Origin of the sequence: Micromonospora rhizosphaerae, assembly GCF_900091465.1 — a bacterium.
Classification (GTDB): Bacteria; Actinomycetota; Actinomycetes; order Mycobacteriales; family Micromonosporaceae; genus Micromonospora; species Micromonospora rhizosphaerae.
Window position 1 is genome coordinate 6,368,075 of sequence record NZ_FMHV01000002.1, and the last position, 26,715, is coordinate 6,394,789.

Annotated in this window: 26 protein-coding genes and 1 other RNA gene; 10 read left to right on the top strand and 17 right to left on the bottom strand. The window is 73.0% G+C overall.

All coding sequences use genetic code 11. The features are described 5' to 3' along the window. Positions 1–48: 48 nt before the first annotated feature. Together GA0070624_RS29935 and GA0070624_RS29940 are read right to left on the bottom strand one after the other, a co-directional pair. Complete coding sequence (locus tag GA0070624_RS29935) at positions 49–3,090, bottom strand: bifunctional [glutamine synthetase] adenylyltransferase/[glutamine synthetase]-adenylyl-L-tyrosine phosphorylase (RefSeq protein ID WP_091346445.1); 3,042 nt, start codon at positions 3,088–3,090, stop codon at positions 49–51. 1 nt (position 3,091) lies between these two features. Next, on the bottom strand, positions 3,092–3,859 hold the full coding sequence (locus tag GA0070624_RS29940; RefSeq protein ID WP_091346447.1) for a type 1 glutamine amidotransferase: 768 nt from the start codon (positions 3,857–3,859) through the stop codon (positions 3,092–3,094). Positions 3,860–3,986: 127 nt separating this feature from the next. On the opposite strand from GA0070624_RS29940, the gene GA0070624_RS29945 reads away from it, so the two are divergent. Both GA0070624_RS29945 and GA0070624_RS29950 read left to right on the top strand, forming a co-directional pair. Then, positions 3,987–4,862, top strand: coding sequence for a S66 peptidase family protein (locus GA0070624_RS29945; protein WP_091350133.1), 876 nt, complete (start codon positions 3,987–3,989; stop codon positions 4,860–4,862). A 233-nt stretch (positions 4,863–5,095) separates the two neighbouring features. Then, a complete protein-coding gene (locus GA0070624_RS29950; protein WP_091346449.1) occupies positions 5,096–5,551 on the top strand; it encodes a hypothetical protein in 456 nt (151 codons plus the stop codon). A 50-nt stretch (positions 5,552–5,601) separates the two neighbouring features. Here the strand turns inward: GA0070624_RS29950 and GA0070624_RS29955 are convergent, their stop codons facing one another. The 3 genes from GA0070624_RS29955 to glnA all read right to left on the bottom strand — a co-directional run bounded on the left by GA0070624_RS29955 (position 5,602) and on the right by glnA (position 8,168). Beyond that, entirely contained in the window at positions 5,602–5,982 is a 381-nt protein-coding gene (locus GA0070624_RS29955) for a VOC family protein (RefSeq protein WP_091346451.1), read from the bottom strand. Positions 5,983–6,086: 104 nt separating this feature from the next. Next, on the bottom strand, positions 6,087–6,779 hold the full coding sequence (locus GA0070624_RS29960) for a helix-turn-helix transcriptional regulator (RefSeq protein ID WP_091346454.1): 693 nt from the start codon (positions 6,777–6,779) through the stop codon (positions 6,087–6,089). A gap of 39 nt (positions 6,780–6,818) precedes the next feature. After that, positions 6,819–8,168: a type I glutamate--ammonia ligase gene (gene glnA / locus GA0070624_RS29965; RefSeq protein WP_091346456.1), complete on the bottom strand. Its 1,350-nt coding sequence runs from the start codon at positions 8,166–8,168 to the stop codon at positions 6,819–6,821. A gap of 215 nt (positions 8,169–8,383) precedes the next feature. Between glnA and GA0070624_RS29970 the strand changes: the two genes are divergently transcribed. Then, entirely contained in the window at positions 8,384–10,144 is a 1,761-nt protein-coding gene (locus GA0070624_RS29970; RefSeq protein WP_091346458.1) for an NAD+ synthase, read from the top strand. Between the two features lie 156 nt (positions 10,145–10,300). Beyond that, the gene (panB, locus tag GA0070624_RS29975) at positions 10,301–11,146 is read left to right on the top strand and encodes a 3-methyl-2-oxobutanoate hydroxymethyltransferase (protein ID WP_091346460.1); all 846 of its coding nucleotides are present in this window, start codon (positions 10,301–10,303) and stop codon (positions 11,144–11,146) included. A gap of 59 nt (positions 11,147–11,205) precedes the next feature. Here the strand turns inward: panB and GA0070624_RS29980 are convergent, their stop codons facing one another. Beyond that, positions 11,206–11,649 carry a VOC family protein gene (locus GA0070624_RS29980; protein WP_091346462.1) on the bottom strand — a complete coding sequence of 148 codons (444 nt, stop codon included), beginning with the start codon at positions 11,647–11,649 and terminating at the stop codon, positions 11,206–11,208. Between the two features lie 92 nt (positions 11,650–11,741). Here GA0070624_RS29980 and GA0070624_RS29985 point away from each other — a divergent pair, with 92 nt between their 5' ends. Next, positions 11,742–13,091, top strand: coding sequence for an HNH endonuclease signature motif containing protein (locus GA0070624_RS29985; protein WP_091346463.1), 1,350 nt, complete (start codon positions 11,742–11,744; stop codon positions 13,089–13,091). Positions 13,092–13,174: 83 nt separating this feature from the next. Beyond that, positions 13,175–13,804, top strand: coding sequence for a ribonuclease FAU-1 family protein (locus GA0070624_RS29990; protein ID WP_091346465.1), 630 nt, complete (start codon positions 13,175–13,177; stop codon positions 13,802–13,804). Between the two features lie 83 nt (positions 13,805–13,887). Here GA0070624_RS29990 and npdG read toward each other — a convergent pair whose 3' ends face one another. The 4 genes from npdG to GA0070624_RS30010 all read right to left on the bottom strand — a co-directional run bounded on the left by npdG (position 13,888) and on the right by GA0070624_RS30010 (position 17,492). Further along, complete coding sequence (npdG, locus tag GA0070624_RS29995; RefSeq protein WP_091346467.1) at positions 13,888–14,586, bottom strand: NADPH-dependent F420 reductase; 699 nt, start codon at positions 14,584–14,586, stop codon at positions 13,888–13,890. 71 nt (positions 14,587–14,657) lie between these two features. Then, entirely contained in the window at positions 14,658–16,091 is a 1,434-nt protein-coding gene (locus GA0070624_RS30000; RefSeq protein WP_091346470.1) for an RNB domain-containing ribonuclease, read from the bottom strand. Between the two features lie 77 nt (positions 16,092–16,168). Beyond that, complete coding sequence (locus GA0070624_RS30005; RefSeq protein ID WP_245719062.1) at positions 16,169–17,212, bottom strand: hypothetical protein; 1,044 nt, start codon at positions 17,210–17,212, stop codon at positions 16,169–16,171. A 76-nt stretch (positions 17,213–17,288) separates the two neighbouring features. Further along, complete coding sequence (locus GA0070624_RS30010; protein ID WP_091350136.1) at positions 17,289–17,492, bottom strand: hypothetical protein; 204 nt, start codon at positions 17,490–17,492, stop codon at positions 17,289–17,291. 328 nt (positions 17,493–17,820) lie between these two features. Between GA0070624_RS30010 and GA0070624_RS30015 the strand changes: the two genes are divergently transcribed. Beyond that, positions 17,821–19,095: a M48 family metallopeptidase gene (locus tag GA0070624_RS30015; protein ID WP_091346473.1), complete on the top strand. Its 1,275-nt coding sequence runs from the start codon at positions 17,821–17,823 to the stop codon at positions 19,093–19,095. A gap of 109 nt (positions 19,096–19,204) precedes the next feature. On the opposite strand, the gene GA0070624_RS36550 is transcribed toward GA0070624_RS30015, so the two are convergent. Then, a complete protein-coding gene (locus GA0070624_RS36550) occupies positions 19,205–19,330 on the bottom strand; it encodes a hypothetical protein (protein ID WP_281181027.1) in 126 nt (41 codons plus the stop codon). Positions 19,331–19,347: 17 nt separating this feature from the next. Between GA0070624_RS36550 and GA0070624_RS36555 the strand changes: the two genes are divergently transcribed. Beyond that, positions 19,348–19,482: a hypothetical protein gene (locus GA0070624_RS36555; protein ID WP_281181028.1), complete on the top strand. Its 135-nt coding sequence runs from the start codon at positions 19,348–19,350 to the stop codon at positions 19,480–19,482. Positions 19,483–19,518: 36 nt separating this feature from the next. On the opposite strand, the gene GA0070624_RS34430 is transcribed toward GA0070624_RS36555, so the two are convergent. Both GA0070624_RS34430 and rnpB read right to left on the bottom strand, forming a co-directional pair. Then, positions 19,519–19,929 (bottom strand): DUF3592 domain-containing protein, encoded by a 411-nt coding sequence (locus GA0070624_RS34430; protein ID WP_141715213.1) that lies wholly within the window; start codon positions 19,927–19,929, stop codon positions 19,519–19,521. Between the two features lie 230 nt (positions 19,930–20,159). Beyond that, positions 20,160–20,570, bottom strand: an RNA gene (gene rnpB, locus GA0070624_RS30025) — RNase P RNA component class A. A gap of 143 nt (positions 20,571–20,713) precedes the next feature. Between rnpB and GA0070624_RS30030 the strand changes: the two genes are divergently transcribed. Further along, on the top strand, positions 20,714–21,475 hold the full coding sequence (locus tag GA0070624_RS30030; RefSeq protein WP_091346475.1) for a sulfite exporter TauE/SafE family protein: 762 nt from the start codon (positions 20,714–20,716) through the stop codon (positions 21,473–21,475). A 104-nt stretch (positions 21,476–21,579) separates the two neighbouring features. Here GA0070624_RS30030 and GA0070624_RS30035 read toward each other — a convergent pair whose 3' ends face one another. Then, on the bottom strand, positions 21,580–22,812 hold the full coding sequence (locus GA0070624_RS30035; protein ID WP_091346477.1) for an MFS transporter: 1,233 nt from the start codon (positions 22,810–22,812) through the stop codon (positions 21,580–21,582). 53 nt (positions 22,813–22,865) lie between these two features. Here GA0070624_RS30035 and GA0070624_RS30040 point away from each other — a divergent pair, with 53 nt between their 5' ends. Next, positions 22,866–23,345 (top strand): MarR family winged helix-turn-helix transcriptional regulator, encoded by a 480-nt coding sequence (locus GA0070624_RS30040; protein ID WP_091346479.1) that lies wholly within the window; start codon positions 22,866–22,868, stop codon positions 23,343–23,345. Positions 23,346–23,433: 88 nt separating this feature from the next. Here the strand turns inward: GA0070624_RS30040 and mctP are convergent, their stop codons facing one another. From mctP to GA0070624_RS30055, 3 genes are all read right to left on the bottom strand, one after another. Next, positions 23,434–25,089 carry a monocarboxylate uptake permease MctP gene (mctP, locus tag GA0070624_RS30045; RefSeq protein WP_091346481.1) on the bottom strand — a complete coding sequence of 552 codons (1,656 nt, stop codon included), beginning with the start codon at positions 25,087–25,089 and terminating at the stop codon, positions 23,434–23,436. Beyond that, positions 25,089–25,331, bottom strand: a complete 243-nt coding sequence (locus GA0070624_RS30050) for a DUF3311 domain-containing protein (RefSeq protein WP_091346483.1) — start codon at positions 25,329–25,331, stop codon at positions 25,089–25,091. The genes mctP and GA0070624_RS30050 overlap by 1 nt, the downstream gene beginning before the upstream one ends. A 160-nt stretch (positions 25,332–25,491) precedes the next feature. Further along, complete coding sequence (locus tag GA0070624_RS30055; protein ID WP_091346485.1) at positions 25,492–26,712, bottom strand: bifunctional RNase H/acid phosphatase; 1,221 nt, start codon at positions 26,710–26,712, stop codon at positions 25,492–25,494. Positions 26,713–26,715: the final 3 nt, after the last annotated feature.

Genomic DNA, 26,715 nt, shown 5'->3' on the forward strand with positions numbered 1-26,715 from the left:
GGCTCGGTGCGGGAATCGGCGCGGGCGGGGACTGGGCGGGTGAGCGCGTCAGGCATCAAACACCCGCTCCATCGCCGCCCGGGACCGCCGGCCGGTGCGCAGGTACTCGTCGAGGAACTCGCCCGGGTCGTCCCGCCCGAGCAGCCGGACCACCCCGGCCAGCTCGAAGCCGTGCCGGGGCAGCTGGTCGCCGGCCCGGCCGCGGACCAGCATCAGCGCGTTGCGGACCTGCGCGGCCAGGGTCCAGCCGGCGGCCATCGCGGCGGCGTCGTCGGCGTCCACCAGTCCGGCGTCCCGGGCCGCGGCGAGCGCGTCGAGGGTACGGGTGCCGCGCAGCGCCGGCAGCCGGCCGGCGTGCCGGAGCTGGAGCAGCTGCACCGCCCACTCGACGTCGGCCAGGCCGCCCCGGCCGAGCTTGGTGTGGGTGGCCGGGTCGGCGCCGCGGGGCAGCCGCTCGGTCTCCACCCGGGCCTTGATCCGGCGGATCTCCACCCCCTGCTCGCGGGTCAGCCCGTCGGCCGGGTAGCGCACCGGGTCGATCATCGCCTCGAACTCGGCGCCCAGGTCGGCGTCGCCGCAGACGAACCGGGCGCGCAGCAGCGCCTGCGCCTCCCACACCTTCGACCAGCGGGCGTAGTACTGCGCGTACGCGGCGAGGCTGCGCACCAGCGGGCCCTGCCGCCCCTCCGGGCGCAGGTCGGCGTCCACCCCGAGCGGCGGGTCGGGAGCGGGCACGCCGAGCAGCCGGCGCAACTCCTCGGCGATCGCGTGGGCGGCCGCGCTGGCCGCGCTCTCGCTGGCCCCGGCCGGCGGGTCGTAGACGAAGAGCACGTCGGCGTCGGAGAGGTAGTTGGACTCGTACCCGCCCAGCCGGCCCATGCCGATCACCGCGAACCGCAGCCCGGGCAACGCCGGCTGGGCGGCCCGGGCGGTACGCAGCGCGGCGGCCAGGGTGGCGTCGGTGACGTCCGACAGCGCGGCGCCCACGGCGGTGACGTCGGCGAGCGTCGGCGCCGGCCCGGGGCGTGCGCCGGGCTGCGCGGCGCGGGGTCCGCGCTCGGCGAGCGGGGCGAGCGCGCCGGCCCGGCTGAGCACGTCGGCGCAGGCGAGCCGGACCAGTTCGCGGCGGCGCAGCGCGCGTACCGCCCGGGTGGCCTGCTCCGGGTCGGCGTGCCGGGCCGCGGCGGCCGTGAAGCCCTCGCAGAGCACCTCCCGCTGGCGCGGGGTCAGCTCGCTGTCCTCGGCCAGCAGCCGCAGCGCCTCCGGCTCCCGGGCCAGCAGATCGGCCGCGTACCGGGACAGCGCGAGGACCCGGGCCAGCCGGCGGGCCACCGGCCCCTCGTCGCGCAGCAGGCGGAGGTACCAGGGGGTGCTGCCGAGCTTCTCGGAGACCTGCCGGTAGTTGAGCAGCCCCCGGTCCGGCTCGGGCGCGTCGGCGAACTCGCTGAGCAGCACCGGCAGCAGGGTCCGCTGGATCGCGGCGGTCCGGCTCACCCCGCCGGTGAGGGCCTGGAGGTGACGCAGCGCCCCGGCCGGGTCGGCGAAGCCGAGGATCTCCAGCCGGTGCCGGGCCGCCTCCGGGGTGAGCCGCAGCCCGTCGGCGGGGACCCGGGCCACCGCCTCCAGCAGCGGCCGGTAGAGCAGCTTGGCGTGCAGCCGGCGTACCTCGGTGGCGTGGGTGACCCACTCGGCGCGGAACTCCTCGACGGCGCTGCGGCCCGGGGTGGCCGTGTAGCCGAGCGCGGCGGCCAGCCAGCGCAGGGCGGCCGGCTCGGTCGGCACGGTGTGGGTGCGACGCAGGGCCTGCAGCTGGAGCCGGTGTTCGACGCCGCGCAGGAAGCGGTAACCGCGCAGCAGCGCCTCCCCGTCGGCCCGGCCGACGTAGCCGCCGGCGACCAGCGCGCGCAGCGCCGGGATGGTGCCCGGGGCCCGGAGCGACTCGTCGCCCCGGCCGTGCACCAGTTGCAGCAGCTGGACGGCGAACTCGATGTCCCGCAGCCCGCCCGGGCCGCGCTTGATCTCCCGCTCCAGCTCCTTCGGCGGAACGCTGTCGATGATCTTCCGGCGCATCGAGCGGACGTCCTCGACCGCCTCCGGACGCTCGGCGGCCCGCCAGACCAGCGGCGCGAGCTGGTCGATCCACTCCCGGCCCAGGTCGAGGTCACCGGCCGCCGGCCGGGCCTTGAGCAACGCCTGGAACTCCCAGGTCCGGGCCCAGCGCCGGTAGTAGGCCAGGTGGCTGGCGAGGGTACGGACCAGCGGCCCCCGGTTGCCCTCGGGGCGCAGCGCGGCGTCGACCGGCCAGGCGACCAGCCCGCAGACGTGGATCAGCCGGGTGGCGACCGTGGTGGCGGCGGTCAGGTCGGCGTCGTCGGCGGCGACGAAGATGACGTCCACGTCCGAGACGTAGTTCAGCTCGTCGCCGCCGCACTTGCCCATCGCCACCACGGCCAGCCGGGGTCGCGGCGTCCCGTCCGGCAGCTCGCCCACCGCGATCTCGTACGCGGCCGCGAGGGTGGCGTCGGCGAGCGCGGAGAGCGCCGCCATGGTCTGCTCCAGGCCCCGGCCGCCGGTCAGGTCGGCCGCCGCGATCCGCAGCAGCGCCAGCCGGTACGCCTGCCGAAGCACCGCGACCGGCCCGTTTGCGGCGGTCAGCCGGGCGGCGGCGGCCAGATCGAGCCGGCCCTCGGCGGTGGGGGCGAGCCCGTCCGGGGCGGTGGCCAGCACCGACCACTGCGCCGGGTTGGCCACCAGGTGATCGCCGAGCGCCGAGGAGGCGCCCAACACGGCGATCAGTCGGCGACGCAGCCCCGGGTCGTCGTGCAACGCGTCGAGCACCGCCGGCTTGTCGGCGGCGCGGCGTTCCGCCTCGACCAGGCGGTGCAGCTGACGAAGGGCCAGGTCCGGATCGGCGGCCCGGGAGAGGGCGGCCAGCAGCTCGGCGGCGCGCTCGTCGGTCGGCTCCTGCTCGTCGGGGCGCCACAGCCCGAGCCCGTCCGGGCCGAGCAGGTCGGCGGCCCGGGCGCCGCCGTCCCCCTCCGCGGTGCCGAAGCCGTACCGGGCGAGGCGTGCCCTCGTCGGTCGGGTCATCTCAGTGCCCGAGCAGCGGCAGACTGCGGCGGGTCGGGTCGTCGTCCAGCTCGCCGAGCGCGAGGGCGGCAAACCGGATGGCGAACGGCTGCCAGACCTCCTCGACGTCGACCATCACCCGGTCGCAGGCGGCCACCACCAGCTCCGGGTCGTAGCCCAGCTCGGCGAGGAGCTGGGAGTCCCGCGCCCACTCGGCGATCATCGCGGTGTCGCACTCGATGTGGAACTGCAGCCCCCAGGCCCGGTCACCCAGCCGGAACGCCTGGTGCGGGTAGCGGGTGGAGGCGGCGAGCAGCGTCGCGCCCCGGGGCAGCTCGGTGATCTCGTCGGAGTGCCACTGGAGCACGTCCGGGATCAGCGGGACGTACCGGAAGAGCGGGTCGGCCTCGGCGGCGTCCCGCTTGCCGACCACCGCGGGGCCGACCTCGGGGCCGGACGGGCTCCGCTCCACCAGGCCGGCGTGCGCGGTGGCGAGCAGCTGCGCGCCGAGGCAGATGCCGAGAGTGGGCAGCCGGTGCCGGACCGCCTTGCGCAGCAGCCCCTCGAGGGCCGAAAACCAGGGCGCGCCGGGGCTGCCGTCCGGCAGCGGGTACGCCTGCTGCTCGCCGCCGAGGACCACCAGCGCGGCGTATCCCTCCAGGTCGGCGGGGAGTTCCTCGCCGGCGTGCGGGCGGAGCACCCGCAGCTGGAGTCCCCCCTCGGTCAGCCATTCCCCCAGCCGGCGGAGGTCGTCGGTCGGGTCGTTCTCGATCACCAGCGCGGTCGCCACGACGTCGAGGCTATCCCGTGCGCCGACCGCCCCCCGGAACGGCTCGGCCGGGTTGCGGCGACGGTTAGGCTGTGCCGCTGTGATCGAGACCGTCCTGCCACCCGTCCTGCGCCCCGGCGACACGGTGATGCTGGTGTCGCCGTCCGGCCCGACCCGGCCCGAGCGGGTGGCCCGGGGCATCGAGCTGCTCACCGGCTGGGGGCTGCGGCCGGTGCTGGCGCCGAACGCGTACGCCCGGCAGGGCTATCTGGCCGGCGGGGACGAGCTGCGCGCGGCCGACCTGAACGCGGCCTTCGCCGATCCGGAGGTGCGCGGGGTGATCTGCACCCGGGGCGGCTACGGCGCGCAGCGGGTGGTCGACCTGATCGACATGGACGCCGTCCGCCGGGACCCGAAGGTGGTCGCGGGCTTCTCCGACATCACCGCCCTGCAGTTCGCCCTCTGGCGCGGCGCCCGCCTCGCCAGCGTGCACGGCCCGGGCGCGGCCTGGCTGGACGACCGGACCCCACCCCGGTCGGCGGAGTCGCTGCACGCCGCGCTGATGACCACCGAGCCGGTCACCGTCGCCGCCGTGGCCGAGGAGGAGACCTTCCGGGTACGCGTACCCGGCCGGGCCGTCGGGCCGCTGCTCGGCGGCAACCTCTGCCTGATCACCGCCTCGATCGGCACCCCGGACATGCCCGACCTGACCGGGGCGGTGCTGCTGGTCGAGGAGGTGCAGGAGCCGCCGTACAAGGTCGACCGGATGCTCACCCACCTGCGCCGCTGCGGCGCGCTGGACGGCATCGCCGGGGTGGCGGTCGGCCAGTTCACCGACTGCGCGGACGGCTGGGAAACGCAGGTCGCCGACGTGCTCACCGAGCGCCTCGGCGACCTGGGGGTCCCGGTCCTCGGCGGCCTCCCGATCGGCCACGGCGTCGGCCAGCTCACGGTCCCCGTCGGCACCGCGGCCACCCTCGACGCCGACGCCGGCACCCTGACGGTCTCCCCCGCCGTCCACTGACCCCACCCCACCCGGCCCGGCCCGGCCCGCTGATCATGAAGTTGTTGTCGCGACTCGCCGGGGCGGCTGACAACAACTTCATGATCGACGAGGGGAGTCGGGTGCGAGCGAAGGCGGTTTGTCCGGGTGGCCGGGTGGGTTGCCAGCGCGTTCATAGGGTCCTGACGGGTTTCCTCCAGCCGCGACCGTCACTGTCGGTGACGTCATCGCACCACGGACAACCTGGAGGACTGATGTCCCGCACGATTTCCAAGAAGCACCTGCTGGCCGGCCTGGCCGCCGCCGGAGTGCTCGGCGTGGGGATCGCCGCCCCCACGGTGGCGTTCGCCGACGACGCGACCCCGACGCCGAGCGCGAGCAGCAGCGACCAGGGCACCGACCGGCAGCAGCAGCGGGCCGACCGGCAGGCCGAGTTCGCCGAGGCGCTCGCCAAGGAGCTGGGCGTCCCCACCGACAAGGTCACCGCGGCCCTGGCGAAGCTGCGCGAGCAGCACCAGGCCGACCGCCCCGAACGGCCCTCCGGCGAGGACCGGCAGGCGCAGCTCAAGGAACGGCTGGACCAGGCCGTCAAGGACGGCAAGCTCACCCAGGAGCAGGCCGACGCGATCACCAAGGCCGTCGAGGCCGGCGTCTTCCCGGGCCCGGGCGGCCGCGGCCACCACGCCCCGGAGGGTACGACCGACAAGTGAGCAGGAGCCGTCCGCCCCGGCTGCCTGGCCGGGGCGGACGGCGCCCGGTCTCACCCCTGGTCGGCGGGCGGGGGCGTGAAGACGCCGAGGTGGTTGCCCGACGGGTCGCGCAGGTGGGCGAAGGTGAGCCCGCTCGGCGCGGTCCGCAGCGGCACCAGGACCTTGCCACCGGCCGCCTCGGCCCGGCGGCAGGTCTCCGCCACGTCGGCGACCTCCGCGTAGAAGATCGCGTAGTTCGGCGACTTTCCGTCGGTGGCCCGGATGGCCCCGCCGATCCCCTCGCCCGCGCCGGCCTCCGTCACCCGGTACGACCCGCCCGGGCCGCCCTGCTCCTCGAAGGTCCAGCCGAACAGCTCGCCGTAGAACTTCTCGGCCTCCGCCGGCCGGTCGGAGCCGATCTCGAACCAGGTGATCCCGTTGGTCGTGGCCATGGACTGCCTCCCGTTTCGTCGCGCCGACCGGTCGGCCGGCGTCCTCGCACGAACCAGCCTCGACCCTGTCTGCGACAGCGTCGTGTCGGTGTTTCCCGACGAACTCAGACCAGGCTGAGCCGGCGGACCACCCGCTCGGGGATGTCCAGGTCGCCGGGGCGCAGCTCCCGGGTCACCGCCTCCGACAGCGGATGCACCGAGACGATCCGGTCGGTGCGGAAACAGCGCAGCCCGTCGCGAAGCCGACACCAGGCCACCAGGTACCAGTGCGTGGGGTTGCCGAGGTAGCCGAGCGGCTCCACGTCGCGTACGGAATCCGCGCCGGTGCGGTCCGCGTACCGGAGGCGGAGCACCCGTCGCGCGGCGACCGCGTCGGCGACGGCGGCCGGGACGGGCGTGGCCGGGCCGGCGCCGATCAGGTGCACCCGGCCAGCCAGCCGGTGCGCCTCGGCCACGCCGGCGGCCGGCATCACCGCGATCAGCTTGCGCAGCGCGGCGCCGGCGGCCGACACGAACGGCGTCCCGCCGAGCCGGTGCAGCGCCACCGCCATCGCGACCGCCTCGCCGGCGGTCAGGTTGACCGGCGGGAGGGTGTGCGCGCGGTCGACCACGTAGCCGCCGGTGCGGCCCGGCTGGGCCCAGATCGGCACGCCGGAGGCCTGCAACGCGGCGATGTCCCGCTCGATTGTGCGGGCGCTGACCTCGAAGCGCTCGGCCAGCCAGCGGGCGCTACGCGGCCGCGGCGACACCGCCCGCAACTCCTCCACCAACGCGTAGAGACGATCCGTCCGGTTCACGCCCCGCAAGCTAATCCCGGGGTACGACAGACCCTCGAGCTATAGCGAGAGGTAGCGCTGCCGCTCGTACGGGGTGACCTCGCGGCGGTACTGCTCCCACTCGGCCCGCTTGTTGCGCAGGAAGTAATCGAAGACGTGCTCGCCGAGCACCTCGGCGACCAGTTCCGAGCCGGCCATCACGTCGATCGCCTCGGCCAGGTTCTCCGGCAGCGCCTCGTATCCCATCGCGCGGCGCTCGGCGCTGGTCAGCGACCAGACGTCGTCCTCCGCGCCCGGGGGCAGCTCGTAGCCCTCCTCGATGCCCTTGAGGCCGGCCCCGAGCATTACCGCGAAGGCCAGGTAGGGGTTGGTCGCCGAGTCCAGCGAGCGGACCTCCACCCGGGCCGAGTTCGGCTTCCCGTACGCCGGCACCCGGACCAGCGCCGAGCGGTTGAGGTGACCCCAGCAGACGTACGCCGGGCTCTCGGTGATCCGGTCCGGCAGCGCCTGCGGGAAGAGCCGCTTGTACGAGTTGACCCACTGGTTGGTGACCGCGGTGTACTCCCGGGCGTGCCGGAGCAGGCCGGCGATGAACGACTTCGCCACCTTGGAGAGCTTCATCGGGTCGCCGGGGTCGTGGAAGGCGTTGCGCTCCCCCTCGAAGAGCGACAGGTGGGTGTGCATGCCGTTGCCGGGCTGGTCGGTGAAGGGCTTCGGCATGAAGCTGGCCTGCACCCCGGTGGAGAGCGCCACCTCCTTGACCACGTGCCGGAAGGTCATGATGTTGTCCGCGGTGGTCAGCGCGTCGGCGTAGCGCAGGTCGATCTCCTGCTGGCCGGGGGCGACCTCATGGTGGCTGAACTCCACCGAGATGCCGATCCGCTCGAGGGCGAGCACGGCCTGGCGGCGGAAGTCCCGCGCGACGGCGTGGGTGGTGTGCTCGAAGTACCCGCCGGTGTCCACCGGGGTGGGCACCGAGCCGTCCATCGGGCCGTTCTCCAGCAGGAAGAACTCGATCTCGGGGTGGGTGTAGAAGGTGAAGCCCTTCTCGGCGGCCTTGGACAGCGCCCGGCGCAGTACGTGCCGCGGATCCGCCCAGGACGGGGTGCCGTCGGGGAGCAGGATGTCGCAGAACATCCGGGCGCTCTCGCCGCTCACCCCGCCCTCGAACGGGAAGACCTGGAAGGTGGTTGGGTCGGGCATGGCCACCATGTCGGACTCGTACACCCGGGCGAAGCCCTCGATCGCCGAGCCGTCGAAGCCGATCCCCTCATCGAAGGCCGCCTCCAGCTCGGCCGGGGCGACCGACACGCTCTTGAGCGTGCCGAGCACGTCGGTGAACCACAGCCGGACGAACCGGATGTCCCGCTCTTCCAGCGTACGGAGGACGAACTCCTGCTGACGGTCCACTTCAACCCCTCGCGACACTGTCTTCCGAGACCGGCCGGGCCGGTCCGGCCTGACCGCCCAGTCTCCACCGGGCTCGTTACGCCGACGTTACGCGACCAGCCCGCGGCCCGTCCTCCCCGTGTCCCGCCGCACGGACCGCCCGGGACGTACCGGGGTGGCCAGGGTCTCCCGCGTCCGGCCGTGTCGGGGTCCCCGGGCTGGGGCAAGATGAGGACATGCCCACGCTGCGTCTCGCCCTGTGCCAGGTCAACCCCACCGTCGGTGACATCGACGGCAATGCCGACCTGGTCCGCGGCTGGACCCGCAAGGCCGCCGACGCCGGCGCCCAGCTCGCGCTCTTCCCCGAGCTGATGCTGACCGGTTACCCGGTCGAGGACCTGGTCTTCCGCCGGTCCTTCGTCGCCGCGTCGAAGGCCGCGCTGGAGCGGCTCGCCGCCGACCTGGCCGCCGACGGGCTCGGCGAGCTGCCGGTCATGGTCGGCTACCTGGACGCGGACGGCCCGCCGCAGGTCAGCGCCGACGCCGAGCCGGGCCGGGGTGCCCGAAACGCCGCCGCGCTACTGTACCGGGGCAAGATCGTCGCCACCTACTTCAAGCACCACCTGCCCAACTACGGGGTCTTCGACGAGGACCGCTACTTCGTGCCGGGCGACACGCTGACCGTGGTCCGGATCGGCGGGGTGGACGTGGCGCTGACCATCTGCGAGGACCTCTGGCAGGCGGGTGGCCCGTTCGCCGTCGCCCGGCAGGCCGGCGTGGGCCTGGTGCTCAACATCAACGGCTCGCCGTACGAGCTGAACAAGGACGACATCCGGCTGCCGCTGGTCCGCCGCCGGGCCGCCGAGGCCGCGGCCACCATCGCGTACGTCAACATGATCGGCGGCCAGGACGAGCTGGTCTTCGACGGCGACTCGATGATCGTCAGCGCGGAGGGCCAGCTGCTCACCCGGGCGCCGCAGTTCGTCGAGCACCTGCTGGTGCACGACGTCGAGCTGCCGCCGGCGAAGGAGCCGGTGGACCGCGAGGAGGAGCTGGCCGACGGGATGCGGGTGGTCCGGGTCAAGGTCAGCGACACGCTGCCCGCCCCCACCGGCGAGGTCGCGGTCGGCGGCATCATCGAGCCGGTCGCCGACGAGGCCGAGGTGTGGCAGGCGCTGGTGCTGGGCCTGCGCGACTACGTCAACAAGAACCACTTCCCATCGTTGGTGCTCGGCCTCTCCGGCGGGATCGACTCGGCGGTGTCGGCGGCCATCGCGGTGGACGCGCTCGGCCCGGAGCGGGTGGTGGGCGTGTCGCTGCCCAGCCAGCACTCCTCGGAGCACTCCCGGGCGGACGCGGAGGAGTTGGCCAAGCGCACCGGGCTGGACTACCGGATCCAGCCGATCCAGCCCATGGTGGACGCCTTCCTGGCCAACATGTCGCTCTCCGGCGTGGCCGTGGAGAACCTTCAGGCCCGGGTCCGCGGCGTCATCCTGATGGCGCTGTCGAACCAGGAGGGCCACCTGGTCCTCACCACCGGCAACAAGAGCGAGTTGGCGGTCGGCTACTCCACCCTGTACGGCGACTCGGTGGGTGGCTACAACCCGGTCAAGGACGTCTGGAAGACGCTGATCTGGCGGCTGGCCAAGTGGCGCAACGCGGACGCCGCCCAGCGTGGCGAGACCGCCCCGATCCCGGAGAGCTCAATCGGCAAGGCGCCCTCGGCCGAGCTGAGCCCGGGCCAGCTGGACAGCGACACCCTGCCGGCCTACGACGTGCTCGACCCGATCCTGATCGGCTACGTCGACGGCGACCTCGGCCGGGACGGGCTGATCGAGTCGGGCCACGACCCGGCGGTGGTCGACAAGGTGCTGCGGATGGTGGATACCGCCGAGTACAAGCGGCGCCAGTCCGCCCCGGGCACGAAGATCTCGCACAAGGCGTTCGGGCGGGACCGCCGCCTGCCGATCACCAACCGCTGGCGGGAACACGGCTGACCCGAACCTCCCGACGGCCGGTGCTGGGCAAGCCGGCTCCGGCCGCGGGCGGGGAGTGAAATCCTCCACTGCGCCCTGCCGCCGGCCCGTCGTCCGGTGGGACGATCGCGGCGGAACCCGGGGACCGCGAAGGCGGCCTCGAGGAAGGAGAGAGTCATGGTGGAGTCCACCCCGACCGAGGTGACCGCCCTCTACGGCGGGCCGGCCACCCGACGGGTCCGCACCCGCGACCTGATCGCCGCCAAGGAACGCGGCGAGCGCTGGGCGATGCTCACCTCGTACGACCAGTACACCGCCTCGATCTTCGACCAGGCGGGGATCCCGGTGCTGCTGGTCGGCGACTCGGCCGCGAACAACGTCTTCGGCTACGAGACCACCCTGCCGGTGACCGCCGAGGAGCTGCTGCCGCTGGTCCGCGCGGTGGTACGGGCGACCCGGCACTCGCTGATCGTCGGCGACCTGCCCTTCGGCTCGTACGAGGAGGGCCCGACGCAGGCACTGCGCACCGCGGTGCGGTTCATGAAGGAGGGCGGCTGCCACGCGGTGAAGCTCGAGGGCGGCCGGCGCTGCGCCGACCAGATCGCGGCGATCGTCGGCGCCGGCATCCCGGTGATGGCGCACATCGGTTTCACCCCGCAGAGCGAGCACACCCTGGGCGGCTACCGGGTGCAGGGGCGGGGGGACACGGCGGACGAGGTGATCGCCGACGCCCGGGCGGTGGCCGAGGCGGGCGCGTTCGCGGTGGTGCTGGAGATGGTGCCCGGCGAGGTGGCCAAGCGGATCACCCACGAGCTGCGGATCCCGACGGTCGGCATCGGCGCGGGCCCGGACACCGACGCCCAGGTGCTGGTCTGGCAGGACATGGCCGGCCTGCGCACCGGCAAGGCGCCACGCTTCGTCAAGCGCTACGCCGACCTCGCCGGCGCCCTCACCGACGCGACCCGCCGCTTCGCTGAGGAGGTACGCGGCGGCGAGTTCCCCGCCGCCGAGCACACCTTCTGACAGTGGCCGGGCGGTGCGGCTCCGGCCGCGCCGCCCGGCCCACGGCGCGCCGGCCGGTGTCACACCACGCAGAACTCGTTGCCCTCCGGGTCGGCCAACTGGACCGAGTAGTGGTCGTTCTCCGGCGCGTCCATCCCGCCGAGCACCCGCGCCCCGAGCGGCAGCAACCGGGCCACCTCCGCGTCGACGCGGGATCGCCGGATGGCCAACGGAACCCCTCTCCCGCCGCCGACCTTCAGATCGATGTGCAGTCGGTTCTTGATCGACTTCTGCTCGGGCACCGGTTGGAACCAGATCCTCGGCCCGGCTCCGGTGGGATCCTCCAGCCGGTCCGCGCAGTCACCCTCGCCGAGCTCCTCCGGCGGGATCCCGATGGACAGGTACCAGTCCCGCCAGGTTGGGTACCCGTCCGGCGGTGGCTGCGGTCGATACCGCAACGCCTCCGCCCAGAACGCGACGAGCCGTGCCGGCTCCCGACAATCGATCACCAGTTGCCACTCCATACGGCGATGATGCCGCCCGGTTACGACAGCCGATCGAGATGAGCTCGGCCGTCGACGCCACAGTTGTCGTACACCTGTACTAGCCTGACGCCGTGATCGATGAGCTGGCGCGAGCCGATGCGGCGCTACGGTCGTGCTTGGGCCGGCCGGCATGGGCAATGCCCGAGCCGGACCTCGTCGATGCCCTCGACGCGGTGCACACCTTGGGGCAGCGCGTTGCGGCAGTGCAGCTGGCGCTGGTACGGGAGCTCGACGGGAGGGGCGTCGCCGTGGCGCAGGGCGCCTCGTCGACGGCGGTCTGGCTGCGCGACAGGCTGCGGCTCACCGTGCCGGCGGCCCGCCGACTGGTCGATCTCGCCGCCGCGCTCCACGAAGGCTCCCCCGCGGTCCGTGACGCCCTCGCCGATGGCCGGGTCGACGCGGCTCAGGCCCAGGTGATCACCGAGACCACGGCCGTCGTACGCGCGGAGGCCGGCCCTGCGGCGGGCGAAAAGTCGGTCGGCCTCCTCGTCGAATGGGCCGGGCAGTTCGACCCGTTCGCGCTGCGCAAGCTCGGCGCCCGGATTCTCGACCACGTCGCCCCGGAGGTTGCCGAGGCTGCCACCGGCCGGGCGCTGGAGGCCGAGGCCGCCCGCGCGGCCCGCAATCGCCACCTCACCCTCGCCGAGCTGCGGGATGGCCGCCTCCGCCTGACCGGCAGCCTCGATGCCGAGGCGGCGGCCCTACTTCGCGCGGCGCTGGACCCGCTGACCGCCCCGTCCGGGCTGGACGACACCCGCTCCCCCGGGCAACGCCGTCACGACGCGCTCGGCGACATCTGTCGACTCGCCTTGCGCACCGCTGAGTTGCCAGAGCACGGCGGTGACTCCGCCCAGATGGTCGTCACCACGTCCTACGACGCTGTCGTCGGTCAGCTCGGGGCCGGGACCCTTGACACCGGGCTGTCCCTGACGCCGGAGACGGTCCGGCGGTTGGCCTGCGACGCCGCCATCCTGCCCGCCGTGCTCGGCGGCGCCGGTCAGGTGCTGGACGTCGGCCGGCAACGCCGTCTCATCGCAGGACCGCTCCGCCGGGCGCTGGTCCTGCGGGACCGAGGCTGCGTCTTCCCCGGTTGCGACCGCCCGCCCCGCTGGTGCGAGGGCCACCAAATCCGACACTGGTCGGACGGCGGCGGCACCACTCTGGACAATTCAGTTTTGCTCTGCCGGCACCATCACCGCCAAATCCATCACCACGGCTGGCAGGTCCGGCTCGCCGCCGACGGGCACCCTGAGTTCGTCCCGCCCGCCTGGCTCGACCTGCAGCGCCGCCCCCGCCGTAGCCGCCACCACCAACGCACGTACCTGCGCCAACAACCCGCTCCGACCTCCCTGGCAGGGACGGCACCGCGCACCACCGCGCGGCCTCCCGGCCGACCGTCGGCCCGTCCCCGGCCGCCATGACGGGTGAGCAGCCCTCTGCCGACGGCGGTCCGCCGACAACCAACGGGACAAACTCGACCGCCGGATTGGTGTACGTTGCGGCGATGATCTTCGAGCCGGGACAGGTCATCACCCGTCGCTACCTGCGCGGCCGCTGGTGCACGTGGGTGCAGCCCATGCGGGTGGTCTCCGACGACACGCACGGCCTACTGCTCTGGCATCCGGCCGGTAGCGACTTCGCCCGGCTCGTCGACGCCGACGGCAACACCCAGCACGAGATCACTCTCGACCAGATGCGCGATCCGAAGCTGACCATTCTTACCTGGCAGGAATACGACATCCTGGTGCTCATGCCGCCAGCAGCGGCGTACTCGGTGTGGTGGTTCTTCCGCGACGGCGTCTTCGCCGGCTGGTACGTCAACCTGGAGGAGCCGTATGTCCGACGGCCCGACGGCGTCGACACCACCGACCTGGTCCTCGACCTCGTCGTGACGCCGCAGCGGCAGTGGGAGTGGAAGGACACCGACGAGTTCGCCGAGCGCATCGGGAATCCGCTCTACTTCGACCGGGCGACCGCCGACGCCGCCCGCGCCGAGGGGGAACGGCTCATCAAACTCATCGAAACGGGCGAGTTCCCGTTCGACGGCACATACACCGACTTCGTTCCAGACCTGCACTGGGCGCCGCTGCGGCTGTCACCGAATTTCGAGGCGACGACGGTCCCGACGAGCTGACCGGATACGTGCCTGCCCGGGGTCGATCCGCCACCAACCCTCGGCGTCAGGAGCCGAGGCTCACCTGGTCGGGATCCTGACCGTCACAGGTCGGTGACCCGGATGCCGGCGTGCGCCTTGTAGCGCTTGTTGATGGCGATCAGGTTGGCGGTGAACGCCTCGATCTGGTGGGCGTTGCGCAGCCGGCCGGCGTAGATGCCGCGCATGCCGGGGATCCTTGCGGCGAGCGCGGCGACCACGCCGGCCAACTCCCGGTCCTCGGTGCAGATCAGCACGTCGAGGTCGATCCGGTCGACCTCCGGGTCGGCCAGCAACGGCGCGCTGACGTGGTTGAACGCGGCGCACACCCGGGAGTCCGGCAGCAGTCCGGCGGCCTGCTGGACGGCGCTGCCCTCGGGGACGGTGAGCGCGTACGGGCCCTGCTTGTCGAAGCCCAGCGGGTTGACGCAGTCCACGACGATCTTGCCGGCGAGCGGCCCGGCCAGCGCGCCGACCGTGGCGGCGTGCCCGTCCCACGGCACCGCGATGATCACCACGTCGCTGCGCCGGGACACCTCGTCGTTGTCGGCGCCGGCCACGTCGGCTCCGGCCGGGACGCCGGGCAGCGCGGCGATCTCCGCGGCGGCCTGCGCGGCCCGCTCCGCCGAACGGGAGCCGATCAGGACGGTCTGCCCGGCCCGGGCGAACCGGTAGGCGAGACCTCGCCCCTGGTCGCCGGTGCCACCGATGATGCCGACGGTCAGCCCGGAGACGTCGGGCAGTGTGGTCGCGTCGTAAGCCATGCGGTCATCCTCGCAAAGGTCTCCGGCTGGCAGTGCGGCCGGCCACTGTGACAATCCCCGCTGGCGGCGGGTCAGGCGCGCTCGAAGAGGACCTTGCGCTGCGCCGGGTCGGCGGTCACCAGGCGGACCAGGATCCGCTCGCCGAGCGGCAGTTCGCCGGTGCAGCGGGCGCGCACCGGCGGCTGGTCCAGGGCCACCGTGCCGCCAGGCGGGCGGCCCGGCTTCGACTGGCCGTTCAGCGACGCGTCCACGTCCAGCACTGCAGCCTCGAAGGTTTCCCCTACCCGATGCTCCAGCAGCACCGCCTCGGCCAACTCGATGGCACCCCGGGCGGCCGCCGACGCGGTCCGGTCGGTGGTCGACATCACCTCCGGCAGCTTCGGCAGCGCCGCGCGCGCCCAGTCGGGCACCGGCCGGCCTTCGTGCAGGGCCAGGCAGACCTCGGTCGCGTACCGGTCGGCCAGCCGGCGCAGCGGCGCCGTGACATGCGCGTACGCGGCTCCGACCCCGCCGTGCTCCGGCTGCTCGGGCAACTCCCCGTCGAAGGCGGTGTACGCGGCGCCGCGCATCAGCTCGGCGGCCTGGTCGATGAACGCCGCCGCCCGGGGCTGTGAGGCGTCCAGCCGGACGAGGACCTCGCCCACCCCGAGCCCGTCCGGCCAGTCCACGCCGAGCGGGGCGGCGGCGAGCCGGAGCCGGTCGACCGCCTCCGGCTTCGGCGACGGCATGGTGCGCAGCAGCCCGATCCGGCCGGCGAGCATGATGTCCGCCGCGGCCATCCCGGTGAGCAGGGAGATCTGCGCGTTGTGGTCCTCCATCGGCCCCGGCCCACGCAGCACCAGCCGCCAGCCGTCGCCGTCCGGTTCGACGTCCTGCTCCGGCAGCGGCAGGTTGATCGCGCCCCGGCGGAACCCACGGGCGGCGAGCAGGCCGCCGATCTCGGGCAGCAGGGCGATCGGCTCGGGCAGCCGGCCGACGTCGGCGTCGGCCTGTACGCCGGCGTAGTCCAGCTTGGCGCGGCTGCGTACCCGGGCGCGTTCCAGGGCGACGGCAACCGTGTCACCGTCGGGATCGAGGTCGATGGTCCAGAGCACGGCCGCCCGGTCCTCGTCGGGCAGCAGGCTGGCCGCGCCCTCGCTGAGCGTGTGCGGGTGCAGCGGCACGTTGCCGTCGGGCAGGTAGACCGTCTGCCCGCGACGCCAGGTCTCCTCCTCCAGCGGGCCGCCGGGGCGTACGTGGGTGGCCACGTCGGCGATCGCGTACCGCACCCGGAAGCCGCCACCGGGACGGCGGCTGAGGTGCATGGCCTGGTCAAGGTCGCGCGAGGTCGCCGGATCGACCGTGACGAACGGGACGTCGGTCCGGTCGGCGACGGCCGGCAGCGGTGCGGCCGCCGCCTCGTCCGCCTCGCGCTGCGCCGCGGCCGGAAAGCCCTTCGGCAGTCCCAGCTCGCGCCGTAGCGCGCCGAAGTCGATGCGGGGCGCCAGTACGCGTCGGATCACCACGCGGTCAATCCTGACAGCGCGGCGCGTGATCCGCTCACCGGCGTGGCGTTCGGCCGATCAGCGGCGGATCGCGGCTCTCAGCCGGCGGCCTTCCGGATGCTCCCCGGCTTGATGGTCGATCGGCCGGCGACCACTCGCTTACCAGGGGGCTTCCGGGCGGCGACGCTCCGCTTGGTGGTGGCGGTGGAGGTGCTTGTCCCGGCCGCCCGGCGCGTTGCGGTCGACGCCGCGGGTGTCGCCTTCTTCGCCGCCGCCTTGCGAGTAGCGGTCGACGAGGTACCGGTGGCCTTCTTCACGGGTGCCCTCGTCGCCGCGGCCTTCCGGGCGCCGGCGGTGGGCCGGGTCGTCGCGGCCTTCTTGGCGGTCGCCTTCTTCGCCGGGGCCTTCTTCGCTGCCGTGGTCTTCTTCGCCGCCGCGCCGGTCTTCTTGACCGTGGCGGTCGTCTTCTTGGCCGTGGCGGTGACCTTGCGGGCGCCCGCGGTCTTGGCGGGCGCCTTCTTCGCGGGCGCCTTCTTCGCGGGCGCCTTCTTCGCGGGCGCCTTCGCGGCCACCTTCTTGGCCGGCGCCTTCTTCGCGGCGGCCTTCGTGACCGGCCCCTTCTTCGCAGGCGCCTTCCTCGCCGCCGTGGTCTTCTTGGCTGCCGCCTTCTTGGCCGGCGCCTTCTTCGCGGCGGCCTTCGTGGCCGGCGCCTTCTTCGCGGGCGCCTTCCTCGCCGCCGTGGTCTTCTTCGCGGGCGCCTTCTTGGCGGGCGCCTTCCTCGCGGCCGTGGTCTTCTTGGCTGCCGCCTTCTTGGCCGGCGCCTTCTTCGCGGCGGCCTTCGTGGCCGGCGCCTTCTTCGCGGTTGCCTTCTTCGCGGGCGCCTTCTTCACGGTGGCCTTCGTGACGGGGGCCTTCGTCGCGGCGGTCCTGGTCGCCGCGGCCTTCTTGGCGACCGCCGTCTTCGCCGGAACCCGACCGGCGCCGGCGCCGGAGGCGTTCGCGGACGCCCTGGTGACCGTCGCCTTCCTCACCGTGCCGGGCCGGCGCGCCGCAGCGGTCCGGGTCGCGCTCGCGGCGGCGGTCTTCTTCGCGGTCGTACGTCTGGCGGCCGGGCGGGTGGTGGCCTTTTGTGCTTCGGCCATCTCGGTTCCCTCCTTGGGGACGTGCTCTCGCCCTCGCGGAGCACGGGGTGCCTCGGCGCGGGCCGTCCCGCGCCGTCTACCTCTCCTCCCCGGCCCAACGGGCGTCCTCCGCCTCCCACGCTTCGTTGCGCTCCCGCACCCTCTGCAGGGCGTTCTCCGCGTCGGCGGCTGAGGCGTACGGTCCGAGAACGTGCTTGGCAGGGCACACGTCGGCATCGGTCTCGACCCGGTGGTGTCGGGTGCACCAGTAGTAGCGCGCACCACGTCCGCTGTCGCTCATGAGATCACTGTGCACCGGGACGCCTCCGGCCGCCACCGGATCGCCAGAAATGTCGCCGATGTCCTCCACAGTAGACCGGCTGCCGGCCACCGGGCACCGGAACGGGGAAACTCCCGGCGCAAGCCGGCGGCGGCGTCTCGCCCAGGTCGTACCCCCGGCCGGCCGGCGCGTGCCAGGGCGAGCTGGCCCCGGCCGGCGACGGTCGCCTCCGCCGGCACGGCCGAATCCGGCAGCCGTCGCTGGCCCACAAGAGCAGCCGCAACTCTGCGGCCCGATCGGCTGAACGGCCGGTTCCCGCGTCGGCCGTCGCTCGGCAGGATCGGGTGCCGTGATCAACACGACGGCGGGGACGGACGCCTGCCCGCGCTGCGGTGCGTCCATGGTGTCGGTGCGGGACGCAACGCCGTGGTGCGCCGGTTGCGAGTGGGACCTCGACGCGTACGACCGGGCGCGGCGCCCCCGCGAGTTCGGCTGGACCTGGGTGGACCGGTCGACCTGGCGGCTGGCGTACCGGATGACCGGGCGGCAGTTCGACCGGCTGGTCGGGCGACCGCTGGACGGTGCCCGGTCCGGCGCCGCCCGCGTGGTGACCGCGGTCGCCTCGGTGCTGCTCCTTGCCGGGGTGCTCGCCCTCGCCACGACCGGGGTGTGGCTGATCGTCGCCTTCCCGTTCCCGAACCTGTCGGTGGTGCTCGGCGTCGCGCTGCTCGGCCTCGCGTACGCGCTCCGGCCCCGCTTCGACCGCTTGAACGAGGACCTGGAGGTGCTCTCCCGGGATCGGGCACCGGAACTCTTCGCCCTGGTGGACGAGGTGGCGGCGGCGATCGGCGCGCCGACCCCGCAGATCGTCGGGGTGGACGGCGACATCAACGCGTACACGCACCTGGTCGGCGTGCGTCGACGGCGGGTGCTCTGCCTCGGGCTGCCGTTGTGGGGTTCGCTGCCGGCGCAGGAGCGGGTGGCCCTGCTCGGTCACGAGCTGGGCCACTTCGTCAACGGCGACCCGCGCCGGGCGCTGCTCGTCCAGCCCGCCTTCACCATGCTCGGCTCCGCCGCCGACCTGGTTCGTCCGGTGCGGACCGTCTCCGGCGGGGGCATCCTGGAGCTGGCCGGCCTGGCGCTGGCGCACACCGTGCAGTGGGTACTGTCCCGGCTGCTCTTCACCGCGCACCTGGTGCTGGTCTGCGTCGCCTTGCGGGACAGCCAGCGCGCCGAGTACCTGGCCGACGAGCTGGCGGCGCGGGTGGCGGGTTCGGCAGCCGCGACCCGCATGCTCGACTCCCTGCTCGCCGAGGAGTCCATTGCGCTCGCCGTACGCAGGGAGTCGCGGGCCGGGCACGGTCCGGACCGGTGGCGGGCGGCGGTGGCGGAGTCCCGCGCCGCCGCGGCGGCCCGGCTGCCGCTGCTGCGGCAGCTGTCGGTGCGGGACGAGGCGTCGCTGTTCGCCTCGCATCCGCCCAGCGGATTGCGGCGGCGGCTGCTGGAGGCCCGGCCGTGGCACGACCCGAGGGTGGTGCTGACCGACGACCGGATGGCGCGGATCGATGCCCAGCTGGCCCGGGAGTACGAACGGGTCCGCCGGACGGTGAGCTGGTCGGCCTGACCGGCGGCGCCACCGGATGTCGGCGCCGTAACCCGCACACCGGTCCGAACGACGACGGTTGCGCCGCTGGGAAGCCTGGGGCGACGTCACCGCTGCCAGGCCGGGCCGGTCAGGCGCCGGACGGCACCGGGTGCGACGGCGTGACGCCGGCCGGTTGCGGCGCCGCCGGCCGGGCCGCCCGGATCCCGTACGCGAGCACGTACGGCGTGCAGGCCAGGTAGAAGACGGGTTCCACCGCCACCAGGGTCGGTGATGAGGAACTGCTCCCACTCCGTCGGGCGGGGCAGCCCGAATGACGAGTCCGTCCAGCAGGTGAAGAGCCAGAGCGGGGCCGAGACCCGAAGATGGCTCTTCCAGCAGCAGCTCTTGGTCCGCTTCAACGTCTGACGGTTGGTCCAGGTCAAACCGACCTCGTCCGGCTCGTCAGGGCATGCCCGCGTATCGGAGTGGGAGCGGAGGTCGGGGCCGGCGCCACGCAACGTAGGTCAGGATGCCGAATGTGACCAGAAGTGCCACCGCGACGAGGATGATGAACCATCGGGATTGATCGCTAGCCTCGCGCACCCTGAGGCAAGGGTTGTTCTTGGCGTGGTGGACGCCGATGTGCTCACCGGTACTCACAGCCCGGTTCGCGTCGACCGTAACGCGCAGGCGTGATTCACACGCCTCGCCACGATTTGTAGTGAACTGAACTGTCAGGAAGGTTCTAGCTCCGAGACGCTCGACGTCCAGCACCTCGGCGACTGCCTCCGATCCCCGACGCTCGTCTGCGATCGACGATGTGGCTAGCGCCGTGAGCGCAATCGCAAAGACCAGACCGAACGTCGAGAACACCCGCAGGAAGTTTCGGCTTGGCCGTCGGCGGTGCATGGCCGGACCTTAGAACAGGTCAGCAACGAGGCTGGCGCGGCCGTTGGAGCCGACCCAGGGGTCTACAGGCAGGCCCCAGACTGTGGGCCGTCACCGGGCCGTCAAACGCCGACCAGGGATGAGCAACGACGACGAGCAGCACTGCAGAAACAGCAGGTCAGCCGCCATGTACGGGCGGCTGACCTGGTGGGCGACGGACGAGTCGACCTGTACGCCGGATTCTGTGACCGACGCGCCCCGGAGGGCGCGTCGGCGGCGGTCATCCATCTCGGCCTGCCGTCGCCGGCAGGCTCCAGCGGCCTACCCGCAGACATCGGGCGGGCAGCCCTCGAGCGTCTGCGCGGGCCGCCATCTTGCGGTGACGACCCTTTCTTGGCCTTGCTCCGGGTGGGGTTTACCGAGCCATCCCGGTCACCCGGGATGCTGGTGGGCTCTTACTCCACCGTTTCACCCTTACCGTCCCATATAGGGTCGGCGGTCTGTTTTCTGTGGCACTGTCCCGCGGGTCACCCCGGGTTGCCGTTAGCAACCACCCTGCCCTGTGGAGTCCGGACGTTCCTCGGCAACGGGCCGAAACCCGTCAACGCGACCGCCCGGTCGACTCGTCCGTCGCGCCACTAATCTTAACGACGCGGCGTCCGCGGCCATTTCCGCCTCCGCTCCCTTCGCCCGGGCAGTCGCACGGAACGACGCGGAACGGTATCCAAAGGTTGAGTCCGGACCCGGACGTATCTAGCCTCTGGGGATCATGGACCTCTCCGACGCCGCGCTTCTGCTCGTCGCCGGTCTCGCCGCGGGCACGGTGAACGCGGTGGCCGGCGGCGGTTCCCTGATCACCTTCCCGGCCCTGATCGCCACCGGCCTGCCGCCGGTGCCGGCGAACGTCAGCAACTCGGTCTCGGTCTTCCCCGGGTACGTCGCGAGCGTCGTCGGCAGCCGGCTGGACCTGCCGCACGGCCGGAAGCTGTGGGGCCTGCTGCCGACCGCGGTGCTCGGCACTGTCGTCGGCTGCGTGCTGCTGCTGGCCACGCCGGCGCGGGCGTTCGAGGTGGTGGTGCCGTTCCTGGTGCTGGGCGCGACCGCCGTCCTGGCCTTTCAGGATCCGCTGCGCCGGCTGGTCGGCCACCCGGCCGACCTCAGCCCGCGCCGCCGTACCGTCACCGTGCAGGCCATGGTCGGGCTCGGCGCGGTGTACGGCGGTTACTTCGGCGCGGCGCTCGGGGTGATGTTGGTCGCCGGCCTGGCCCTGGTGCTGGACGCGACGCTGGCCCGGGTGTCGGCCATCAAGAACCTGCTCTCCGCCGTGGTCGGACTGACCACGGTGGTCATCTTCTCGCTCTTCGGCCCGGTCAACTGGGCCGCCGTCGCGGTGGTCGCCCCGGCCACGCTGATCGGTGGGTACGCGGGCGCCCGACTGGTACGCCGGCTCCCGCCGGTGGTGCTGAAGACCGTCATCGTGGTCTTCGGCACGGTGATCGGCCTCTACCTGCTCTGGCGCGCGCTGCGCTGAGACCGGCTCCAGCGCCGACACCGCGGTCGCGCAGACCAGGGTCGGAACGCCGAACCGCCCCGTCGCGGCGACGGGGCGGTTCGGCCAGGGGCGGAGGAGAACGCTCAGTACGCCTCGCCGACCGGCTCCTCGGTCGCGTGCTCGGCGTCGGCGGCGGCGCGGTTCCAGCGGGACCAGAGCACCCGCTCGCCGTAACCGGCGGCCATCACGTGGGCGAACGCGAGGTAGACCAGCACGCCGACGGCGAGCACCCCGAAGCCGACCCAGAACGGCAGCGCCAGCGAGTGCTCGGCCAGCTTGCCGGAGATGATCGGGGCGGGTGCGGCGGCACCCCAGCGCACCAGGTTGAACGCGCCGGTGGCGACCCGGCGGTCGCTGGAGCCCAGGCCCAGCGCGAGGTCGGTCAGGTTCGCGTTGGCCAGGCCCATGCAGAGGCCGGCGAGCACCAGCACCACCAGCGACTCGGCGGTGCCGGACGAGGTGGCGAAGAGCGCCAGGCAGACCAGCAGGCCGGTGATCGCGATGCCGAGGGTCTGCACCGCCCCGATGCGGTGGGCGAGCCGGTGCCCGATCACCAGGATGCCGGCGGCCAGCCCCAGGCCCCAGGCGGTGAAGGCCAGCCCGAGGGGCACCACGTCGAGGTGCAGGAAGAGCGGGGTGTAGCCGAGCACCACGAAGAAGACGAAGTTGTAGGCGGCGGTGACCACGCAGAGGCTGATGAACGCCGGCTTGCGGTAGGTGGCGAAGATCGAGCCCACCTGCACCGGCGGCAGCTTGGTGGCGGGCTCGCGCAGCTTGCGGGACGCGACGGCCAGCGCCAGGACCATGAACACGCCGCAGACGAAGAACGGCAGCCGCCAGCTCACGTGGCCCAGCAGGCCGCCGAGCAGCGGGCCGACGGCGAAGCCGAGACCGAGCGCGGTCTCGAAGAGGCCGACCACCCACTCCCGGTCGATGGCGAGGTTGACCAGCACCACCATCGCGGTGGCGAAGAACATCGCGTTGCCCAGCCCCCAGACGCCGCGCAGCACGGAGAGCTGCACGATGTTGTCGCTGAACGAGGCGAGGATGGCGGCGACGCCGACGACCGAGACGCCGGTGATCAGCACCGGCTTGAAGCCGAACCGGCCGCTGGCCAGCGTCGCCGGGATCATGCCGATCGCCATCACCGCGATGTACGCGGTGAACAGCAGCTCGACCTGCCAGGCGGTGACCCCGATCTCCTCGCCGATGGCCGGCAGGATCGGGTCGACGACGGCGATGCCGGCGATGGCGAGGAAGGCCACCAGCGTGGTGGCGTAGATGGCACTGCGGTTCGGTTCGGATCGCCGATCCACTCCGCCTCCCAGATAGCTGTATCGTACAGGTAATTCGGTTGTATCATACAGCTATGAGCGTGGACCACGGCACGGGTACCGATCGGGACGAGGCCACCCTGGGTCGGATCGAGACCGAGGTGGCCCTGTTGATGCGGCTGGGCGAGGCGACCCGCCGGGCCACCGGCACCGCGGAGCACCGGGTGCTGGACCGGGCGGCGTACGTGATCCTGCGGCACCTCGACAGCGCCGGCCCGCAGAACGTCTCCGCGCTGGCCGCGAAGCTCAACCTGGACGGCTCCACGGTCACCCGGCAGGTCTCCGCCATGCAGCGGGACGGCCTGATCGCCCGTACGCCGGACCCGGCCGACGGGCGGGGCACGGTAATCTCCCCCACCCCGGCGGGCCTGAACCGGATGGCCGCCGTCCGGGCGGCCCGCACCCGGCTCTACGGCGACATCCTCACCGACTGGACCAGCGACGACCGGGACACCCTGGCGGACCTGCTGCACCGCCTCAACCAGGCCCTGGAATCCCGCAAGCGCTCCCGCTGACGCCCGCGGCCGGCGGCCGGCGGCCGAGGCGTTAGCAGGGGCCCCCTATACAACGGAATCCGTTGACAGGGGGCCCCTCCTTTTCAACTCAGGCGACGGGCTCCGGGGCGGAGTCGGCGTCGCGGGTGGTGCCGGGGGTGACGCGGGGATCGCCCTCGTCGGCGAAGTAGTCGTCCGGCGTGGTGTGGTCGACGCCGTCGGCCACCTTCGCGGCCCGCAGGACCAGCGTCAGCAGTGCGGCGATCGCCAGGTTGACCAGCACGGCCACGATCCCGACGTAGATCGTCTTCGGGGTGTCGAAGCCGAACTTCTCCAGCGGGAAGGCCGAGCCACCGAAGTGGGCCCGCTTCGTGGCCGCGTTGGGAATCTGGTAGAGCATCCACATGCCGAGCGCCATGCCGGCCACCCAGCCGGCGATCAGGGCGCCCCGGTGGAACCAGCGGGTGTAGAGGCCCAGCGCCACCGCCGGCAGCGTCTGGAGGATGATCACGCCGCCGATGAGCTGCAGGTCGATGGAGAACTGCGGGTCGAGGAAGACGATGCAGGCGACCGCGCCGATCTTCACCACCAGCGAGGTGATCTTCGAGACGTTCGCCTCCTGCGCCGGGCTGGCGTCCCGCCTCAGGTACTCCTTGTAAATGTTGCGGGTGAACAGGTTCGCCGCCGCGATCGACATGATCGCCGCCGGCACCAGGGCGCCGATGCCGATGGCCGCGTACGCGACGCCCGCGAACCAGTCCGGGAACTGCTTGTCGAACAGCAGCGGCACGATCGTGTTGCCGTCCACGCTGCCCTGGGTCGCCCCCGGCAGCGGCTTCACCCCCGCCGCGATCGCCATGTAGCCGAGCAGCGCGATCAGCCCGAGCAGCAGGCTGTAGGCCGGCAGCGCCGACATGTTGCGCTTGATCACGTCCCGGTTCCTGCTGGCCAGGACGCCGGTCAGGCTGTGCGGGTAGAGGAACAGCGCCAGCGCCGACCCGAACGCGAGGGTGACGTACTGGAGCTGGTTGTTGGCGTTGAGCAGGATCCCGTCGCCCGGCGCGGGTGACGCCTTGAACTTCGCGTCCGCCGCGTCGAAGATGCCGCTCCACCCGCCGAGCTTGTACGGCAGGTAGAAGACCGCCACCAGGATCACGATGTAGATCAGCGAGTCCTTGACGAACGCGATCAGCGCCGGCGCGCGCAGGCCGGACTGGTAGGTGTAGGCGGCCAGGATCGCGAACGCGATGATGATCGGCAGGTGCCGGGCGAGCGTGCCCTCCCCGGTGACGCCCATCGTCTTGAGCACCGCCTCGATGCCGACCAGCTGCAGCGCGATGTACGGCATGGTCGCCGCGATGCCGGTGATCGCGACCAGCAGCGCCAGCACCGGAGAGTCGAACCGGTTCCGCACGAAGTCGGCCGGGGTGACGTAGCCGTGCCGGTGCGACACCGACCAGAGCCGGCAGAGCACCAGGAAGACCAGCGGGTAGATGACGATCGTGTACGGCACGGCGAAGAAGCCCATGGCGCCCGCGCCGAAGACCAGCGCCGGCACCGCCACGAAGGTGTACGCGGTGTAGAGGTCACCGCCGACCAGGAACCAGGTGATCCAGCCGCCGAAGCTGCGCCCGCCCAGCCCCCACTCGTCCAGGTGGGCCATGTCGCGCGGCGCCCGCCACCGGGCCGCCACGAAGCCCATCGCGCTGACCAGCAGGAAGAGCAGCGTGAAGATGATGATCTCGGTCAGATGATCCCGCCACATCACCGCTCACCCCGCTTCTTCGTCATCTGGTACACCAGGGTCGTCGTGCCGACGCCGAGCAGGATGTACGCCAGTTGCAGCCAGTAGAAGCGCGGAAACCCGAAAAGCCGGGGCGAGTCTGCGTTGAAGAAGGCCGGGATCAGCGGCACCAGGATCGGTATGAAAAGCAACCAGTTCCAGGGACTGTGGTCCTTCGCCCTGGATCGCGCCGTGGTCGGCGCCTCCGGTTCGGGTGCTGCCATCTGACACACCTCCGGGAAGTCGTAACTTGCCATGTGACGGCCGGAGGCTACGACCCCGTGAGCGCGGTCACGTTTGCCAGTGCGACGCCTGCGCCGAACGGCGTACCGGCTGCGCCGAGCGGTGCCGCCGGCGTCGGGCGGGCCGGCGGCACCGGGGGTGCTACGGCTCGACGAGGTGCGCGGTGTCGTTGACCGAGCGGACCGCGACCCCGCCGTCCGGGTAGAGGTCGAGCACCGAAATGCCCGCGGTGTCCAGGTAGAGGCGGTGCAGGAAGGCGTCGCCGGCCGCGAGCGCGTCGCGCAGCACCAGCTTGATCGGCGAGACGTGGGAGACCACCACCACGGTCTCCCCCGGGTACGCCTCGCGCAGGCCGGCGACCGCCCGGCCGGTCCGCTCGGCGACCGCGGCGAACGACTCGCCCTCCGGCGGGGCGACCCGGGTTGAGGCGAGCCAGGCGTCGAGCTCCCCCGGCCAGCCCTCGCGCACCTCCGCGAAGGTTCGCCCCTCCCAGAGCCCGAAGTCGCACTCGATCAGGTCGTCGTCGGGGCGTACCGGCGGGTTGCCGACGGCTCCGGCGATCACCTCGGCGGTGGCCGTACACCGGGACAGCGGCGAGCTGACCACGGCCGCGACGGACGGGGCGAGGGCGGCCACCCGGGCGGCCGTGGCCCGGGCCTGGGACCGCCCGCGGTCCGACAGCGGCACGTCGCCGCGGCCGGAGTAGCGACCCTGCGCGGTCCGATCGGTCTCGCCGTGCCGGACCAGGATCAGCCGGGTGGCGGTCTCGGTCGGGCGCGGCTCCCAGGAGGCCGGCGTGGTGGTGGGGTCGGTGCCGGTGGCGCGCCCGGTGGCGGCCCGGGCGGTGACCTCGCGGGCCCGCGCGCGGTCCGCCGGGTCTGGCCCGGCGACCTCGCGCGGCGGCTCCACGATCCGGGGCGGCTCGACGGCCGGCCGCGTCGGCGCCTTCCCGGCGGCGGCGTCCATCGCGGCGTTGGCCAGCGCGTCGGCGTGCCGGTTGCGCTCCCGCGGGACCCAGCTGAACCGCACCGAGGCGAACCGCCCGACCAGGCCGGCCGCCTGGGCGGCCAGCGGGCGCAGCCCGGGATGCTTGATCTGCCAGCGGCCGCACATCTGCTCGACCACCAGCTTGGAGTCCATCCGCGCCTCGACCTCGGACGCGCCCAGCTCGGCGGCCGCTTCCAGGCCGGCGATCAGCCCCCGGTACTCCGCGACGTTGTTGGTGGCGATGCCGATCGACTCGGAGCGCTCGGCCAGCACCTCGCCGGTCTCCGGGTCACGGACCACCGCGCCGTACCCGGCCGGCCCGGGGTTGCCCCGGGCCCCGCCGTCGGCCTCCACGACCACCGAACGCACCGCCATCGC

Excerpts from the sequence above, each read along its gene's own strand:
- GA0070624_RS30005 (WP_245719062.1), bottom strand. The coding sequence starts at position 17,212 with ATGGCCGAAGCACAAAAGGCCACCACCCGCCCGGCCGCCAGACGTACG.
- GA0070624_RS30040 (WP_091346479.1), top strand. The coding sequence starts at position 22,866 with ATGAGCGTGGACCACGGCACGGGTACCGATCGGGACGAGGCCACCCTG.
- panB (WP_091346460.1), top strand. The coding sequence starts at position 10,301 with ATGGTGGAGTCCACCCCGACCGAGGTGACCGCCCTCTACGGCGGGCCG.
- GA0070624_RS30030 (WP_091346475.1), top strand. The coding sequence starts at position 20,714 with ATGGACCTCTCCGACGCCGCGCTTCTGCTCGTCGCCGGTCTCGCCGCG.
- GA0070624_RS29945 (WP_091350133.1), top strand. The coding sequence starts at position 3,987 with ATGCTGGTGTCGCCGTCCGGCCCGACCCGGCCCGAGCGGGTGGCCCGG.
- GA0070624_RS30010 (WP_091350136.1), bottom strand. The coding sequence starts at position 17,492 with ATGAGCGACAGCGGACGTGGTGCGCGCTACTACTGGTGCACCCGACAC.
- GA0070624_RS29990 (WP_091346465.1), top strand. The coding sequence starts at position 13,175 with ATGATCTTCGAGCCGGGACAGGTCATCACCCGTCGCTACCTGCGCGGC.
- mctP (WP_091346481.1), bottom strand. The coding sequence starts at position 25,089 with ATGTGGCGGGATCATCTGACCGAGATCATCATCTTCACGCTGCTCTTC.
- GA0070624_RS29935 (WP_091346445.1), bottom strand. The coding sequence starts at position 3,090 with ATGACCCGACCGACGAGGGCACGCCTCGCCCGGTACGGCTTCGGCACC.
- GA0070624_RS36555 (WP_281181028.1), top strand. The coding sequence starts at position 19,348 with ATGAGGAACTGCTCCCACTCCGTCGGGCGGGGCAGCCCGAATGACGAG.
- GA0070624_RS29980 (WP_091346462.1), bottom strand. The coding sequence starts at position 11,649 with ATGGAGTGGCAACTGGTGATCGATTGTCGGGAGCCGGCACGGCTCGTC.
- GA0070624_RS29950 (WP_091346449.1), top strand. The coding sequence starts at position 5,096 with ATGTCCCGCACGATTTCCAAGAAGCACCTGCTGGCCGGCCTGGCCGCC.
- GA0070624_RS29970 (WP_091346458.1), top strand. The coding sequence starts at position 8,384 with ATGCCCACGCTGCGTCTCGCCCTGTGCCAGGTCAACCCCACCGTCGGT.
- GA0070624_RS30050 (WP_091346483.1), bottom strand. The coding sequence starts at position 25,331 with ATGGCAGCACCCGAACCGGAGGCGCCGACCACGGCGCGATCCAGGGCG.
- GA0070624_RS30055 (WP_091346485.1), bottom strand. The coding sequence starts at position 26,712 with ATGGCGGTGCGTTCGGTGGTCGTGGAGGCCGACGGCGGGGCCCGGGGC.
- GA0070624_RS29955 (WP_091346451.1), bottom strand. The coding sequence starts at position 5,982 with ATGGCCACGACCAACGGGATCACCTGGTTCGAGATCGGCTCCGACCGG.
- npdG (WP_091346467.1), bottom strand. The coding sequence starts at position 14,586 with ATGGCTTACGACGCGACCACACTGCCCGACGTCTCCGGGCTGACCGTC.